Below are 16,445 nucleotides of genomic sequence, written 5' to 3' on the forward strand. Positions count from 1 at the left end.
AGTATTAATAATTATGAAAGACAATCATCTCAGCCAAGAACAAAGCATGCAGGTATTTTCTAATATGATATCAAATAAAGTTCATAATGGATTTACGCTGGAAGAAAGAAATGATAAATTGCTTTTCGCAGTTTTATCTAAAGGAGGTAAAGTGGTTAACCACAGTTTAAATTTCATGATTTTTTGTTTGACTCTTGGACTATGGTCATTTGCTTGGCTATATCTTACAATCGAGGCTTCAAAACAAAAAAAGATTTTAGTAGCTATTGATGAAGACGGATTTCCTTTTGAGGAAAGATGTTTAGTAGCTTAGCATTGAAAAAAAACAAAAAATAAAAGCCATAAATACAACTTAATCAACTGTATTTATGGCTTCATTATTTTTAGGAAATATTTCTCCTATAATTTATCTTTTAGATAAACTCCAGTAACTGATTCTTTTACTTTTACTATATCTTCTGGTGTTCCAGAAGCAAGAAGGTAACCGCCATTTTCTCCACCTTCAGGACCTAAATCCAAAATCCAATCGGCACATTTAATTAGGTCAAGATTATGCTCGATTACAATAATAGAATGTCCTTTATCAATTAAGGCATCAAACGAAGCTAAAAGTTTTTTAATGTCATGAAAATGAAGACCAGTAGTTGGTTCATCAAAAACAAATAATGCCTTATCCTTTGTTGCTCCTTTTACTAAAAAAGAAGCTAATTTGATACGTTGTGCTTCACCGCCAGAAAGAGTAGAAGAAGATTGCCCTAATTGTACATATCCTAAACCAACATCTTGCAGCGGCTGTAATTTCTGCGTAATTTTAGATTGTTTATTTTTTTCGAAAAAAGCAATTGCATCATCAATAGTCATGGTTAGAATATCATTGATGTTTTGATTATCAAAAGTAACTTCTAAGATTTCTTTTTTGAATCGTTTTCCGCCACAAGTTTCACATGGTAATGAAACATCAGCCATAAACACCATTTCGACGTTTATAGAGCCTTCTCCTTTACAAGTTTCGCATCGGCCTCCATCAACATTAAAAGAAAAATGTTTGGCCTGATATCCTCTTATTTTAGATAATTTCTCTTTTGCATATAAATCTCGAATATCATCATAAGCTTTAATATACGTTACAGGATTTGAACGTGAACTTCTCCCAATCGGATTCTGGTCTACATATTCGATATGTTTGATTTGAGAAAACGAACCTGTAAGCTCAGTAAATTGACCAGCTTTTTCAGAAGCGCTTTCTAGTTTTTTCTGCATTGCCGGAAACAAAATCTTTTTGATCAAAGTACTTTTTCCACTTCCAGAAACTCCTGTAACAACAGTTAATACATCTAAAGGAAAAGTAACATTGATGTTTTTTAAATTGTTTTCGCGCGCTCCAACAATGTCAATATGATTTTTAAACTTCCTTCTTTTCTTAGGGACAGAAATTTCTAAATCTCCGTTGAGATATTTAGCGGTTAACGATTCAGATTTTAAAATTTCATCATAAGTTCCCTGTGCCACAAGATTTCCTCCAAAAGTTCCAGCTTCGGGACCAATATCAATAATCATATCAGCCGCTTTCATAATGTCTTCATCGTGCTCCACTACAATCACGGTGTTTCCTAAATCGCGAAGAGAAAGTAAAACTTTTATAAGACGTTCAGAATCTTTAGGATGAAGACCAATACTTGGTTCATCTAAAATATACATAGATCCAACTAAGCTGCTTCCTAGTGAAGTTGCAAGATTAATTCGCTGCGATTCACCACCAGAAAGTGTTGCTGAATTTCGGTTTAAAGTAAGATAATCTAATCCGACTTCGGTTAAGAATGACAAACGATTATTAATTTCAACCATTAAACGTTTTGCAATCTGCTGTTCGTAAACATTTAATTCGATGTTTTTAAAGAAAGTAACCAAATGTTTTATTGGCAAATCAACTAAATCAGAAACTGTTTTTCCGTTAATTTTTACGTAAGATGCTTCTTCGCGCAAGCGTTTTCCTTTACAAACATGGCATTTTGTTTTGCCACGGTAACGCGATAACATTACACGGTTTTGAATTTTATAATTCTTCTCTTCTAATTCTCTGAAGAAATCATTAAGCCCTTGAAAATATTGATTTCCTGTCCAGATTAAATCTTTCTGTTCTTCGGTAAGTTGAAAATAAGGTTTGTGAATAGGGAAGTCAAACTTATATGCATGTTTAACCAATTCGTCTTTATACCAGCTCATGCTATCGCCTCGCCAGGGATAAATGGCGCTTTCAAAAACTGATAAGGAAGTATTTGGAACAACCAAATCGGCATCAATACCAATAATATTTCCGTAACCTTCACAAACGGGACAAGCTCCATAAGGATTGTTAAAGCTGAATAAGTGAACATTTGGCTCTAAGAAATTGATTCCGTCAAGTTCAAATTTATTCGAATAAGAAAATCTTTTATCAGAATTGAGTTCTTGTAAATAACAAATGCCTTTACCTTCAAAAAAAGCCGTTTGCACGGCATCCGAAAGTCGATTATAAAATTCCTCTTCTTCTTTTACAATAATACGATCAATAACCAGCAGTATATCTTTGTTATCAAATTTATGAAGATCGGAAGGAGTAAATTCATCCAGACGAACCATTTCATTATCAACAAGAATACGAGCAAAACCTTGCTGCAGTAATACTTTTAATTTGTCTTCAAGCTGTCTTCCTTCTTCTAGATGAATAGGAGAGAGCAAAAGCCATTTACTGTCAATTGGCAGAGTTTTTACATCAGAGATAACATCAGTTACAGTATTTTTTTTGACTTCTTGTCCAGAAATAGGAGAGTATGTACGTCCAATTCTGGCAAACAAAAGTTTGATATAATCGTAAATTTCTGTTGATGTTCCAACAGTCGAACGTGCGTTGGTTGTATTTACTTTTTGTTCAATAGCAATTGCAGGGGCAATTCCTTTAATATATTCAACTTTAGGTTTGTCTAAACGTCCTAAAAACTGTCGTGCATACGAAGATAAACTTTCGACATAACGTCTTTGTCCTTCGGCATATAAAGTATCAAAAGCTAAACTAGATTTTCCTGATCCAGAAAGACCTGTAATCACAACAAGTTTGTTTCTCGGAATAACCACATCTACATTTTTTAGATTATGTACTTGTGCTCCTTTTATTATAATATTTGATTTTGGGTCTATTTTAGAAAGATCAATTTGCATAAAAAAGTCAATTTTTACAAAAGTAATCAATTTTGAATTGGATTTTGTTAAGGACATAGTTCCAAATTTTAACTATTTTACCATAATGTCAAAGCATTGCAAAACTCCTTTAAATAAAGGTGATTGGAGAAAATTGAGAATTATTTTTAACAATTAATTGAATTAAAACCGCTAAATAGAAAAAATATTTATATATTGGGATCAATTAATCAAGAAAAAAATTGTAATTTAAATCTGGTTTTAAGTTAAAATATAATCTTATTTAATTTATTGTAAGGTATTTACGTCTGTTTGCAAAAGCAATTCATTTGTTTTTAATTTTGTAGATTTTTAGCCTTTTCAATGTAAATTTTAAGTTTATTTTACTTTAATAAATGTTTTACTAATAATTATTGGCAATTTAATTTGCTTTTTAAAATAATTATTTGTTAAATTTGGCCAAAATATTAACACAACTCAAAAAAGATTCGCCTATATAATAAAACTACTTTTTAGAAAAAATTACTCCAAATTTTAAAACAGAAACTAAAAAAGTAGTATTATGGCTGATCTGCATATTCCAGACGCTCTATTAGTTAAAAATTATGTTGACGGCAGTGAAGCTGCACTGGCAACATTAATAAAAAGGCATGAATCTAAGATATATGGTTTTATATATTCTAAGATCGCTGATAGAGATATTTCAAATGATATTTTTCAAGATACATTTATTAAAGTTATTAAAACTTTAAAAAGCAATTCTTATAACGAAGAGGGTAAATTCCTTCCTTGGGTAATGCGTATTTCACATAACTTGATTGTGGATCATTTTCGCAAAACCAAAAAAATGCCAATGTATAGAGAAACAGAAGAGTTCTCTATTTTTTCGATAATGTCAGATGATGCTTTGACTATTGAAGGCAAAATGATTGTGGACCAAGTTGAGATTGATTTAAAAAAACTTATTGAAGAACTTCCAGAAGATCAAAAAGAGGTGTTGGTAATGCGTATGTATCAAGATATGAGCTTTAAAGAAATCTCTGAGATTACAGGCGTAAGTATCAATACTGCATTAGGAAGAATGCGTTATGCTCTAATGAATTTGAGAAAAATAATTGATAAACATCAAATTATTTTAACCAACTAATACTATTTTGGAAATTAGCTCGTTATACTAGTATAAAACATTTTTACAGTATGGCGAAAATTTACTCAAAAAAAGCATTAGCTTCAAAAAATCTTAAACCTAAAAAAGAAGTCGTTTCTTTCTTATTGAATTATTCTCAAGCCTTGACTGTGGTTAAGATTGAAGAAAAAACTTTTGAGATTATAGCTAATTAAACACCCCGCTGCTCCTGTCGGATGTTTATTAAAATAAAACCAAATGGTCGTTTTGGTTGAAAAGCTCACTATTCGTATGTAGATACAAATAGTGAGTTTTTTTATGTGAAATAATGAAGTAATTTGTTTGCTTACAGATTGCATTATACAAGTGTAAATTTTTTATAAGTATTTTATATCACTTTTTAACAGTTTTGTTAAAATTTAATATTTTGACCCGATTTTATATGTTTATTTAATTTTTAATTTTATTTTAGTTAAAAACTAATTTTATATTCATTAAAAATGAATTTTTGAAGTATTTTTCGTATTGAAACATTTGCTTCAATTTATAATTTAAAATATCAATTAATTAAAAATTAAATACTTAACCCAAAACCAGATTAAATATGAAGAAAAACTACCCTGCTTTATTTTGTTAAGTTTATTGTCTTTTGATTTTTAAGCAGAGAATATTTGAGCCAGAAAATATTTTTTGCCAGAATAGTTCAGATAATTTTTAAACCAATTTAATTATCTGCTAAAACTATCTATCAATAATAAACATGAAAATCATTTAATCAACCAAAACTTAACCGCAAAATGAAAGAGAAATTTAGAGTGCTGTCATGCCTTCTTATGATAAGCATTGGCGTATTTGCCCAAAAAGAACGAATTAAAGAAGCGCAATCTTTGTATGATAAAGGAAAAAGCGAGGAATCTTTAGCTATTTTAAACAAAACAGAATATCTTATTTTAAATGCTCCAGATGAAGATAAGTCTGATTTTTACTTCTTAAAAGGAAATGTCTTAAAAGATTTAGCTATAAAAAATATTGATGCAGCCAATAATTTTACAATGGCAGCACAAGCTTATCAAGATGTATTTTTATATGAGAACGAATCAGGTAAATTTAAATCTACTGTTAAAGCTAATATGGCATTAAAAGATATGAAAGCCAGTCTTGTAAATGGCGCAATGGAAGATTTTAAAGCTGGTAAATTTAAAGAAAGTGCTGAGAAAAGTTATAAGGTATACTTATTTGATAAAAAAGATACCCTGAATTTAGTAAATGCAGCAGCCTCTTCTATAAATGCTAAAGATTACAACTCTGCAATCACTTATTACGAATTACTGAAAAAGATTAATTTTTCTGGAAAAGGAGTTTTATATTACGCGACAAACAAGAAGACAAAAGAAGAAGATGTTTTTATTTCGCCAAAAGCAAGAGAATCAGCTATTCAGCAAGGACTTTATGAAAAACCAAGAACAGAATCAGTTCCTTCTAAAAAAATAGAAGTTAATAATAACTTAGCATATGCTTATCTTGAAAACAAAGATTACCCAAAAGCAGAGGCGGTTTATAACTATGTTTTAGAGTTAAATCCGAATTATGTTGATGCGTATATAAATTTGGCTTACTTAAAATTGCAGATGAAAAAAGATTTAGCTGAAGAAATTTCATCCCTAGGAACTTCTCCTGCAGAAATGCAGAAATACGATAAGCTAAATGCTAGAAAAGATGATATTACAAGAAGTGCAATCCCTTATCTGAAAAAGGTTCTGACTTTAGAACCTAAGAATCCAGATGCCACAAAGACATTACTAGGTGTTTATCGATCTCTTGATATGACAGCAGAATATAATGCCTTAAAAGCGGGAATGTAGTTTTTTAAGGTATAAAGTTACAAAGAAGCAAAGGCACAAAGTTTTATTTTGTGTCTTGTTTTTTGGAAGGTTTTGGATTTTCCATTTCTTCAATGATAGATTTCTTTCCGATTGTTTTTGTGATGATATCTTTTTCTAAACTCCATCCTCTAGCAGGCGAATATTCACGTCCGTACCAAATAATCTGCAGATGCAAGTCGTTCCATAATTCTCTTGGGAATAGTCTTTTAGCATCTTTTTCCGTTTGAGCCACATTTTTTCCGTTCGATAAGTTCCATCTGTACATTAATCGATGAATATGGGTGTCTACAGGAAAAGCAGGAACTCCAAAAGCCTGAGACATAACAACACTTGCTGTTTTGTGGCCGACTGCTGGTAAAGCTTCAAGTGCTTCAAAACTTTGTGGAACCTCTCCGTTATATTTCTCAATTAAAATTTCTGATAATCCGTGAATTCCTTTTGACTTCATTGGAGACAAACCACACGGACGAATAATTTCCTTGATTTCCTCCACAGACATTTTAACCATGTCATACGGATTATCAGCTTTTGCGAATAATATGGGAGTAATTTGATTTACACGCACATCGGTACATTGAGCAGAAAGCAAAACAGCGATTAAAAGTGTATAAGCATCTTTATGATCTAGCGGGACAGGTATAGTAGGGTAGAGTTCTTTTAACGTATTTATAACAAATTGTACGCGAGCTTCTTTATTCATTTCCGTAATTTTAATCCCGTAAAAATAATGAATTCTAAGTTATGAGTTAGATTTGCGGGTTATAAGTTATCTTTGATTTTTAATCTAAATTCTAAAAGTAACAATCTAAAATAAGAAATATGACAACATTAAAAGCAGGAGATAAAGCGCCAAGTTTTTCGGGAGTAGATCAAGATGGAAAAGCGCATAAACTGGCAGATTATGCTGGAAAAAAATTAGTGGTTTTCTTTTATCCAAAAGCAAGTACGCCAGGATGTACAGCTGAAGCATGTGATTTGAGAGATAATTTTGAGCGTTTTAAAGCTAATAATTATGAACTTTTAGGTGTTAGTGCCGATAGTCAGAAAGCACAGTCTAAATTTAAAGATAAATACGAATTTCCTTTCCCTTTAATTGCAGACGAAGATAAATCGGTTATCAATGCATTTGGAGTTTGGGGACCAAAAAAATTCATGGGAAAAGAATACGACGGAATCCACAGAACAACTTTCGTAATTGACGAAAAAGGAATTATTGAAGAAGTAATAGAAAATGTAAAAACAAAAGAGCACGCCTCTCAGATTTTGAAGTAATTTTTTGTTTCAAGTTTCATGTTAATCTTGGCGTTTTAATTTTTAACGCAAAGCACGCTAAGTTTTTTATTTTATCTGTGGCGTTTATAAACACAAAGTCCGCAAAGCTAATTCAACACAAAGCTTTGCGGACTTTGCGTTTTTCTAAAACCCAGCTTATTGAAAAAATCTTAATGTGCTCTGTGGTAAATTTTATTTCAAGTTTTTCATAAGGCAAAGCCTAATCAACACAAAGCTTTGCGGACTTTGTGTTTTTCTAAAACCTAGCTTATCAAAGAATCTTAGTGTGCTCTGTAGTAAAATTTTATTTCAAGTTTTATCTGGCAAAGTTCAATCAACACAAAGCTTTGCGAACTTTGTGTTTTTCTAAAACCTAGCTTATCAAAAAAATCTTAGTGTGCTCTGTGGTAAATTTTTTATTTCAAGTTTTTCATCTGGCAAAGCTAAATCAGCACAAAGCTTTACGAACTTTGTGTTTTTCTAAAACCTAGCTTATCAAAGAATCTTAGTGTGCTCTGTGGTAAATTTTTTATTTCAAGTTTTTCATCTGGCAAAGCTCAATCAACACAAAGCTTTGCGGACTTTGTGTTTTTCTAAAACCTAGCTTATCAAAGAATCTTAGTGTGCTCTGTAGTAAAATTTTATTTCAAGTTTTATCTGGCAAAGTTCAATCAACACAAAGCTTTGCGAACTTTGTGTTTTTCTAAAACCTAGCTTATCAAAAAAATCTTAGTGTGCTCTGTGGTAAATTTTTTATTTCAAGTTTTTCATCTGGCAAAGTTCAATCAACACAAAGCTTTGCGAACTTTGTGTTTTTCTAAAACCTAGCTTATCAAAGAATCTTAGTGTGCTCTGTGGTAAATTTTTTATTTCAAGTTTTTCATCTGGCAAAGCTCAATCAACACAAAGCTTTGCGAACTTTATGTTTTTCTAAAACCTAGCTTATCAAAAAACTTAGCGTGCTTTGCGTTAAAAAATTAAACCGCAAGATCAATATGAAACTTAAAAAAAGTTTTTCACCCTGAGCGAAGTCGAAGGGCACGCGTTAAAAACAAAAAAAGTCCCAAAAAGAAATTACCTTTTGGGACTTTTTATTAAGCATTTTGTTCAAGCTCTTTTTGCGGATGATATCCAAAAAGATGATGCTCCTTTATAATTTCGGCAACACCAGAAGGAAGCATTGGTTCCCAGCCGGTTTTTCCTTGTCCGATCATTTTTAGTACTTCACGAGAGAATACATTCAATATATTTGGGTTATAATCCTTAATGTCGACAACTTTACCGTTGAATTTAAAGAATTTGTACAGTTCTTTCATTCTAGGATGAACTTTTAGGTTATCAGAAGTTATAATTTCACCATTATCGCCGAGCATTGGGTATAAGAATACTTTCATATCACGATAGAATAATTTTCCGAAAGCTTCCAAAATTCCACCACTTAAATGACGATAGTATTTCTCATCAAAAATATCAACAAGGTTGTTTACACCCATTGCCAATCCCATACGGGCTTTGGTATAATTAGAAAAATACTCAACCACTTTATAATATTCCTGAAAATTAGAAATCATAACAGTTTGGCCAAGTGAACAAAGTAATTCGGCTCTGTCCATAAAATCCCTTTCATCAATCTCACCGTCTGAACGTAAGTTTGAAAGTGTAATTTCAAAAATAACAAGTGTATTATTTTTCTCAACTTTACTTTCTTCGAGAAACATTTTTAATGATTTCTCATACATGTCCAGATTTACGTTTGTAACCGGACGGAAACTTCCTCTAAAGGCAAGAAGATTTTTTTTGTATAAAACAGCTGCTGGTAAAACATTCTTTCCGTCTGGATTGAACATTACGGCATCTGTCATTCCGTTTTTAACCAATTGCAAACTCATCAAACGATTATCAACATCGGCGAAACGAGGTCCAGAAAAGTTGATAGTATCGATTTCTAATTGGTCTTTATCTAAGTGATCGTATAAGTAACGAAGTAATCGTTTTGGATCGTTGTATTTGTAAAAAGCACCGTAAATTAAGTTTACACCTAAAATTCCTAGTGTTTCTTGTTGCAGTCTAGCGTCAGTCTCTTTAAAACGAATGTGAAGAATAATTTCGTTATAAGCTTCGTCTGGTTCAATTTGGTATCGAATTCCAACCCAGCCGTGACCTTTAAATTGTTTGGCAAAATCTATTGTGGCTACAGTATTGGCGTAACTAAAGAAAAGTTTTGTTGGGTGTTTTTCTCTGCTTAAACGCTCTTCAATAATCTGTCCTTCATGAGTCAGCATTTTTTTTAAACGCTCTTCAGTCACATATCGTCCATCGCTTTCCACTCCATAAACCGCATCACTAAAATCTTTATCATAGGCAGACATTGCTTTTGCAATTGTTCCCGATGAACCTCCGGATCTGAAAAAATGTCTAACAGTCTCTTGTCCAGCACCAATTTCAGCAAATGTTCCGTAAATATTTTCGTTTAAATTAATACGTAAAGCTTTGTCTTTTATAGAAGGAATCTGTTCGATGACCTTGTCACCCTTGAGTTTTATTTCTGTACCCATTTTGTTTTAAATAGATTTGTTACAAAGTTAGTAAATTAGGCTTCTAATGAAAGAGAAATAATCCTATTTTTGTAAAAAAATTAAGTTCAATTGAAGGTTTATTTTTTAGGTACAGGTACTTCTCAAGGCATTCCGATTATCGGGATCGATCATCCAGTTTGTAAAAGCACTGATGCTAAGGATAAAAGGCTTCGTGTATCCATCTGGATTACATGGGGCGAGCATTCTTATGTCATCGATTGCGGACCAGATTTTAGACAGCAAATGCTTTCCTGCGGCTGTAGAAAACTCGACGCAATTCTATTTACTCACGAGCACGCAGACCACACTGCTGGTTTAGACGATATACGTCCGTTTAATTTTAGGCAGGGAGAAATTCCTATTTACGGTCATCAACGCGTTTTAGATAATCTAAGACGTCGTTTCGATTATGTTTTCGAAACAGTAAACAAATATCCTGGAGCTCCAAGCGTTAAAACAATCGAAGTGCAAAATAATGCGCCTTTTGCAATTGGAGATAAAATGGCGATGCCAATAAATGCTATGCATGGCGATTTGCAGGTTTTTGGATACAGAGTAGATGATTTTGCATATTTAACAGATGTAAAAACAATCGAACAAGCTGAAATTGATAAACTGAAAGGCTTGAAAGTATTGGTTGTAAATGCTTTAAGAGTTGAACCTCATGATACGCATTTTAACTTGCAGGAAGCGCTAGATTTTATTAATCTCGTTAAACCCGAAAAAGCTTATTTAACGCATATCAGCCACGTTTTAGGTTTTCATGAAGAAGTTCAAAAGAAACTTCCTGAAAATGTTTTTCTGGCTTATGACAATTTAGAAATTACAATTTAATTATACCACAAAATGAAAAAATCCTTAATGCTTTATCTTCTGATTTTAGCTGTTTTAATGAATGTCTTTACTTATGCTTTTTACAATAGTGAAGTAAAATTTGCGGAAAATAGATACGATAAAACAACTAAGAAACTAAGAGACAGCATCAATCTAGTAAAAACAAAATTGGCCGAAGCTGATTATTTTTCTTTAGAACATAACGAAAATGCTCAAAACTACTTTGACAACAGTGCTTCTGGCGGAAAAGTAATTTTGTATGAAAAACTGATTCCAGTTGTTACAGAGAAATTATTAGATTTCAACGCAAATCCAAAAGGGAATCCGTATACAGGTCAAGATCAGATTGGTCCGAATAAATTTATCATCAATAAAGTAAAAATTTTAAACCACAGATGGATTATTGCTGATTATAGTAATGGTGAATTATGGGGAGAAGTCTTGTTAAAATATTTTGTTGATAACGATGATAATATTACTTTTGAAGTAAATCAAACTTGGTTATATCAAAAATAGGATTTTATAATCCTATTTTTTTTGACCTTTAAATCAATAGGATTATGAAAAAGATGTTTTTGTTTTTGATTATGGCGAGCGCGTTTTCCTGCGCCAAAAAAGTTGCACAAGAAAATGTAAATACAACTCCACAAGAGCCAGTAAAAGAAGCTGTAGTAGGAGCAGATGCCGATTCTCACGGCTGTAAAGCTTCCGCTGGTTATACTTGGTCAATACTTAAAAAAGAATGTATCCGAATTTTTGAAGGAACAAAGTTGTCACATTATGATGATGGTAAAACGTACACTACTGCATCATATGTAATTTTCGATGGAAACAAAGCTGAACTTTTTCTGGAAACTCAAAAAGAATCCATCATTTTAGAAAGAAAGTCTGAAGGTGATTATTGGGTTAACGGCGATTGGCAGTTAATTCCTTGGAAAGGTTATGTTTTGAAGAAAAACGGAAAGATTTTTTATACAGGAGAATAAAGTTTACAGTTTTCAGTCGCAGTTTTCAATCTTAACAAACTGTAAACTGCGACTGAAAACTGAAAACTACAAACCCAGCCAATTCTTAAAATCAAAAAAATTCTGCGGAGCAACTCCATGTCCAACCGGATATTCTTTGTAAACAACAGGGACATTTAATTTATCTAAAATTGCTGGAGTTTTTCTAGCCCATTCAATCGGAATAACCTGATCTACAGTTCCGTGAGAGGCGAATATTTTAAGGTTTTTAAAGTCGTTGTTTTCAAAACCTTCTTTGATGATTTCTTCATTAAAATAACCACTCATTGCCACTACTCTTTGAATTTTTTCTGGATAAGAAAGTGCTGTTGCATAACTTAAAATAGATCCTTGGCTAAATCCAATCAGAGTTACGTTGTTCGCATCAATTGGGTAATTTGCAACCAATTCGTCAATAAATTTGGCAATTAAATCTCTTGAAGTTTTTGCTTGCTCATTATCTGAAAATTTATTCTGATCAGCATCAAAATTAATTGCGTACCAAGCGTATGCTCCATATTGTAAATCGTAAGGCGCTCTGGCAGAAATGATGTAATAGTTGTCTGGAAGTTCAGAAGCAAATGAGAATAAATCGGATTCGTTACTTCCGTATCCGTGCAATAAAAGCAATAATGGGTTTTTATCTAAAATTACTTTTGGTTCTCTTATTTTATATTCTAAAGATAGATTCATATTTTAATTGTGAATTGTGAATTGTGAATTGTGAATTTTCCGAATTTGGAATTTGGAATTTTTTAATTGAAATTTAAAAAATTAACCAATCTTTTTAAACCATTTTTGAAATAATTCTCCAACTAACGGAATTGGTTTTGTTTGTCCTTGAATGGCAGTAAAAATACCGAAAGTCCACAAAATTGAAATACAAATCCACATTGGTAAAGTAATAAAAAAACTGTCGAAATTGCTGATTATTGCGCCCAATGAAATAAAGGTTAAAGACAATCCTAAAGCCTGACGGATATGAAAAGAAGCAAAACTATTTTTGTTTTCAGAATTCATACTCATGGCGATCAAAACACCAATGATTAGAATGTAGCTGGTAATGGCGATTGATTTCCCTTCTTCGACTGAATTATTCATTTTATTATTTTGTAACAAGTTGATTTTGATTTAAAATTCCGTAAACAGAGCCTTTAATTTCAGTTCCTAAAAAAGCAGAATTTTTAGATTTTGAAAGAATGTTTTCTTTCGTAAAAGCTGATTTTCCTTCTGGAGTAAATAAGGTGAAATTTGCTTTTGCACCTTCTTCGATTGTGTTGTTTTCAAGACCAAAAAGCGTTCTTCCAGAAGTCAATTTTGCAATAACAGTTTCCAGTGGTAAAACTGTTAATAAAGCTCCAAAAGCGCTTTCTAAACCAATAGTTCCGTTTTTAGCTGTATCAAATTCCATTTTCTTGAATTCAATGTCAATCGGATTATGGTCAGATGTTATTGTGTCTATAGTTCCGTCAGCAATTCCATTTAATAAAGCTTGTCTGTCTACTTCAGTTCTTAAAGGAGGCGTAACTTTAAAGCGAGTATCAAATCCGTCCAGTTTTTCATCTGTTAAAACCAAATGATGTACAGATGCGCTGCAAGTTACATTTAGACCTTTAGCTTTAGCTTCTCTAATTAATTCAACCGATTTTGCTGTAGAAATGGTCGGAATATGAAGTTTTCCGCCAGTATATTCCAATAAAAACAAGTTTCTTGAAATCTGCAGTTCTTCGGCTAAGTTTGGAATTCCTTTTAAACCTAATCTTGTAGAAACAATTCCTTCGTTAGCAACACCATTTCCTTTAATATTAGGATCTTGCGAGTAAGCAATTACCAAACCATCAAAATCTTGTACATATTGTAAAGCGATTTTAAGGATATTTGCGTTGTCAATACTTTTGTTGTAATCTCCAAAAGCGATAGCGCCGGCATTTTTCATATCAAAAAGTTCTGCCATATCTTTTCCTTCACTTGCTTTAGTTAATGCTCCAATTGGGAAAATTTCTGTTGCAAAACCATTTGCTTTATTTTTCACAAAGCTTACCTGAGACTGATTGTCAATAACTGGTAAAGAGTTAGGCTGAAGTGCAATTGCGGTAAAACCGCTTTTTGCGGCAACATTTAAACCGTTTGCAATGGTTTCTCTGTCTTCGTAACCTGGTTCTCCTAGTGAAACACTGCTGTCAAACCAGCCCTGCGAAACGTGAAGGTCATCGAAACGTACAATTTCTGCATCATCGTTTGGAAGTGAAACGCCTATTTTTTCTATTAAACCATCTGCAATTAAAAGATCAACGGTCTGATTGTGAAACGGACTTTTTGAGTCGATAATTTTGGCGCTTTTGATGATTATTTTCATATTGTAGATATTTTTTTGTCGTAAGATGATTTTTGTAAAAAGTAAAATGCCTTTAAAACAAACTCGAATTCTATTTTACAAATTTTATAATTGCCATTTCTAGTGCTAAAAATAACAGTGCAAAGATAACAAACCATTTCCAAATTTGGCTGTCAGTTCGTTCAGTTTGTAAGGTATTAAAAATGGTCGAAATAGTATCGGCGGTTTTAAAGTCAGAAACTACATTTGTGTTTACCTGACTCAAATCGCTTTCCGTTCGTTTGTAATTAAAACTAATATTTTCAACCCATTCTTTTTTATCGAAAACACCGTAATTACCAGCAGTTTCAGGAAAATCATTAAAGGTTAATTTTACTTTATTGTTCAATATCTGCTGAATCGGAATAAAAGAATCTTCATTTCCTTTTACTTCCAAAATCGCGTCTTTAGTTAATAAAACATCCACAAAATAAGGTTGATTATTTCCTATTGTCAATGCGTTAACTCCAGTTTTTTGATTGTTCTGAGCGATTTTATAAAATAGCGGAACAATTAAAGGTGATTGCTGAAAATTTGAATTTGTACTATTTATTGGTGCTGTAAAAACCGTTATTCCAGAAACCTGATTTTGAACAGAAGTTACAAAAGGTGTCTGATCTTCAAAGGAAAGGACAGCAGGATATGAACTTGAAACGGCAAATGCACTATTTACTTTTGGATATTGAAAATTCGTTATTTTGTTCTCAAAAACCCCCGAAAATAACGGATGATCAAAATTAATTTTAGTGATTAATTTATTGCTGGCTTCTAAATTTCCGAATTGAACTTTCCCAAAATTACTCAGCAAAGTATTTAAATTAGAAATAGAACTTTTCTCAGAAGGAATTACAACCAAATTACCGCCTTTAGAAACAAAAGCTTTTAAAGTAGTCTGCAAAGCCTGAGGAATTTCATTCAATTCGTTTAAAATAATCGTATTTTGTTTCTCTAAACTATTGTAATCTAAAGAACTAATCGAATAATTGTGGTAATTGAATTCGCCTGGAGTGTAAATTCTAGATAAGAAATTACTTTTTTCAGGTTCGCCGATACTGATAACGTTTGTTTTTTTGTTTTTAGAAATGCTGAAAAACAATTTGTTATCATACGTTAAGCCGTTATCTTCGATCATTATATATCCATGAAAAGCTTCTTTTGGAATCGTAAAATTGATTTTCTTTTTCTTAGTGTCAAAATTGACAATCGTTTTGGCAATCAATTTATTTTGGTTGTACAAAGCAGTCGAAACCGGTTTAAAATCTTCGCCGTAAGCTGATAAATTAATTCCGATTTCATAGAAATTCTCTAAAGTTTGATTAATGTTAACGCTGTCGATCGAAACGTTATTTTTTTGTTCTGCTTCTGGAACTATGAAATATGGTTTTTCTTCAAAATTTACAGTTGCAACATCTTTTTCTTTTAAACCTACAGCATCTGTAATGATTACAATGTCTTTTTTATGTGCAGATTTGTGTGCTTTAATTTTTGCAGTTATTGCCGAAAGGTCAAAAGGCGCTGCGCTGTATTTTAGGTTTTGTAAAGCACTTTTAGAAGATTTAATATCGGTATTCCAGAAATTTTCGGTGTTAGTTAATAAAGAAAATGGAGTGTTTTCTGGAGTGTTTTCAAGCAATTCCTGAACAGCTCTCTTTAACAATTCGCCTTTTTTGCCTTTTGCCTGCATACTAAACGAATTGTCTAAAACAATATACATTTCGTTTGAAGCATTTTTGCTGTCGACTGCCTGAAAAAACGGCTGGGCAAAAGCTAAAATTATAAAAGTCAGCAGTAATAAACGTGTAGCCAATAAAAGGCGCTTTTTAATTTTAGAACTTTTACGTGTCTGAATTGCAAGTTCTTTTAAGAATCGAACATTGGTAAAAAAAGAGGTTTTAAAACGTCTTAATTGAAATAAGTGAACCAAAATTGGAACGATCAATAAAAACAGAAAGTATAGAATTTCGGGATGTTTAAAATGCATTCTGGCTTCGATTTACTTCACTACGTTTTGTTTTTCGCGAAGATGCTGGTCAAAAATACGAATTAAAAATTATTTAAACCATAATAAGTTTCTGTAAGAGATTAACTAGTGCTGGATAAAATTTATGGAGTTTGAAAAATGTAACTTTTGCCATTTCTTTTGTAACAAAGAAACTATTTTAAAACGATTTTTATTCCTTATTTTAGCTGATTCAAAAAAAC

General features: G+C 32.0%; 15 protein-coding genes. 8 read left to right on the forward strand and 7 right to left on the reverse strand.

Annotation, left to right across the window (positions count from 1 at the left end; genetic code table 11):
• Nucleotides 1–13 precede the first annotated feature (13 nt).
• On the forward strand, nucleotides 14–313 hold the full coding sequence (locus tag QMG60_RS11530; RefSeq protein WP_057119859.1) for a hypothetical protein: 300 nt from the start codon (nucleotides 14–16) through the stop codon (nucleotides 311–313).
• Nucleotides 314–399: 86 nt separating this feature from the next.
• Here the strand turns inward: QMG60_RS11530 and uvrA are convergent, their stop codons facing one another.
• Nucleotides 400–3,195 (reverse strand): excinuclease ABC subunit UvrA, encoded by a 2,796-nt coding sequence (gene uvrA / locus QMG60_RS11535; RefSeq protein ID WP_134141144.1) that lies wholly within the window; start codon nucleotides 3,193–3,195, stop codon nucleotides 400–402.
• A 541-nt stretch (nucleotides 3,196–3,736) separates the two neighbouring features.
• On the opposite strand from uvrA, the gene QMG60_RS11540 reads away from it, so the two are divergent.
• The 3 genes from QMG60_RS11540 (at nucleotide 3,737) to QMG60_RS11550 (ending at nucleotide 6,162) form a co-directional block, all read left to right on the forward strand.
• Entirely contained in the window at nucleotides 3,737–4,321 is a 585-nt protein-coding gene (locus QMG60_RS11540) for a sigma-70 family RNA polymerase sigma factor (RefSeq protein ID WP_057118765.1), read from the forward strand.
• 50 nt (nucleotides 4,322–4,371) lie between these two features.
• Nucleotides 4,372–4,515, forward strand: a complete 144-nt coding sequence (locus QMG60_RS11545; RefSeq protein ID WP_166669294.1) for a hypothetical protein — start codon at nucleotides 4,372–4,374, stop codon at nucleotides 4,513–4,515.
• Nucleotides 4,516–5,097: 582 nt separating this feature from the next.
• A complete protein-coding gene (locus QMG60_RS11550) occupies nucleotides 5,098–6,162 on the forward strand; it encodes a tetratricopeptide repeat protein (RefSeq protein WP_057118763.1) in 1,065 nt (354 codons plus the stop codon).
• Nucleotides 6,163–6,205: 43 nt separating this feature from the next.
• Here the strand turns inward: QMG60_RS11550 and nth are convergent, their stop codons facing one another.
• Nucleotides 6,206–6,883 carry an endonuclease III gene (gene nth, locus QMG60_RS11555; RefSeq protein ID WP_281864980.1) on the reverse strand — a complete coding sequence of 226 codons (678 nt, stop codon included), beginning with the start codon at nucleotides 6,881–6,883 and terminating at the stop codon, nucleotides 6,206–6,208.
• Between the two features lie 119 nt (nucleotides 6,884–7,002).
• Here nth and bcp point away from each other — a divergent pair, with 119 nt between their 5' ends.
• Nucleotides 7,003–7,455, forward strand: a complete 453-nt coding sequence (gene bcp, locus QMG60_RS11560) for a thioredoxin-dependent thiol peroxidase (RefSeq protein ID WP_057118759.1) — start codon at nucleotides 7,003–7,005, stop codon at nucleotides 7,453–7,455.
• A 1,094-nt stretch (nucleotides 7,456–8,549) separates the two neighbouring features.
• On the opposite strand, the gene QMG60_RS11565 is transcribed toward bcp, so the two are convergent.
• Nucleotides 8,550–10,010, reverse strand: a complete 1,461-nt coding sequence (locus QMG60_RS11565; RefSeq protein WP_057118757.1) for a hypothetical protein — start codon at nucleotides 10,008–10,010, stop codon at nucleotides 8,550–8,552.
• A 90-nt stretch (nucleotides 10,011–10,100) separates the two neighbouring features.
• Here QMG60_RS11565 and QMG60_RS11570 point away from each other — a divergent pair, with 90 nt between their 5' ends.
• The 3 genes from QMG60_RS11570 to QMG60_RS11580 are packed head-to-tail and all read left to right on the forward strand — an operon-like array spanning nucleotide 10,101 to nucleotide 11,851.
• Entirely contained in the window at nucleotides 10,101–10,865 is a 765-nt protein-coding gene (locus QMG60_RS11570; protein WP_281864981.1) for an MBL fold metallo-hydrolase, read from the forward strand.
• 12 nt (nucleotides 10,866–10,877) lie between these two features.
• Nucleotides 10,878–11,381, forward strand: coding sequence for a hypothetical protein (locus QMG60_RS11575; RefSeq protein ID WP_057118752.1), 504 nt, complete (start codon nucleotides 10,878–10,880; stop codon nucleotides 11,379–11,381).
• 44 nt (nucleotides 11,382–11,425) lie between these two features.
• Entirely contained in the window at nucleotides 11,426–11,851 is a 426-nt protein-coding gene (locus QMG60_RS11580; protein ID WP_281864982.1) for a hypothetical protein, read from the forward strand.
• 66 nt (nucleotides 11,852–11,917) lie between these two features.
• Here the strand turns inward: QMG60_RS11580 and QMG60_RS11585 are convergent, their stop codons facing one another.
• The 4 genes from QMG60_RS11585 to QMG60_RS11600 all read right to left on the reverse strand — a co-directional run bounded on the left by QMG60_RS11585 (nucleotide 11,918) and on the right by QMG60_RS11600 (nucleotide 16,224).
• Nucleotides 11,918–12,562, reverse strand: a complete 645-nt coding sequence (locus QMG60_RS11585) for an alpha/beta fold hydrolase (protein ID WP_281864983.1) — start codon at nucleotides 12,560–12,562, stop codon at nucleotides 11,918–11,920.
• Nucleotides 12,563–12,643: 81 nt separating this feature from the next.
• Nucleotides 12,644–12,970, reverse strand: coding sequence for a hypothetical protein (locus QMG60_RS11590; protein ID WP_281864984.1), 327 nt, complete (start codon nucleotides 12,968–12,970; stop codon nucleotides 12,644–12,646).
• 4 nt (nucleotides 12,971–12,974) lie between these two features.
• Nucleotides 12,975–14,225 (reverse strand): dihydroorotase, encoded by a 1,251-nt coding sequence (locus QMG60_RS11595; protein ID WP_281864985.1) that lies wholly within the window; start codon nucleotides 14,223–14,225, stop codon nucleotides 12,975–12,977.
• Between the two features lie 70 nt (nucleotides 14,226–14,295).
• On the reverse strand, nucleotides 14,296–16,224 hold the full coding sequence (locus QMG60_RS11600) for a BatA and WFA domain-containing protein (protein WP_281864986.1): 1,929 nt from the start codon (nucleotides 16,222–16,224) through the stop codon (nucleotides 14,296–14,298).
• Nucleotides 16,225–16,445 lie beyond the last annotated feature (221 nt).

The sequence above is a fragment of the Flavobacterium sp. GSB-24 genome, from assembly GCF_027924665.1.
GTDB lineage: Bacteria > Bacteroidota > Bacteroidia > Flavobacteriales > Flavobacteriaceae > Flavobacterium.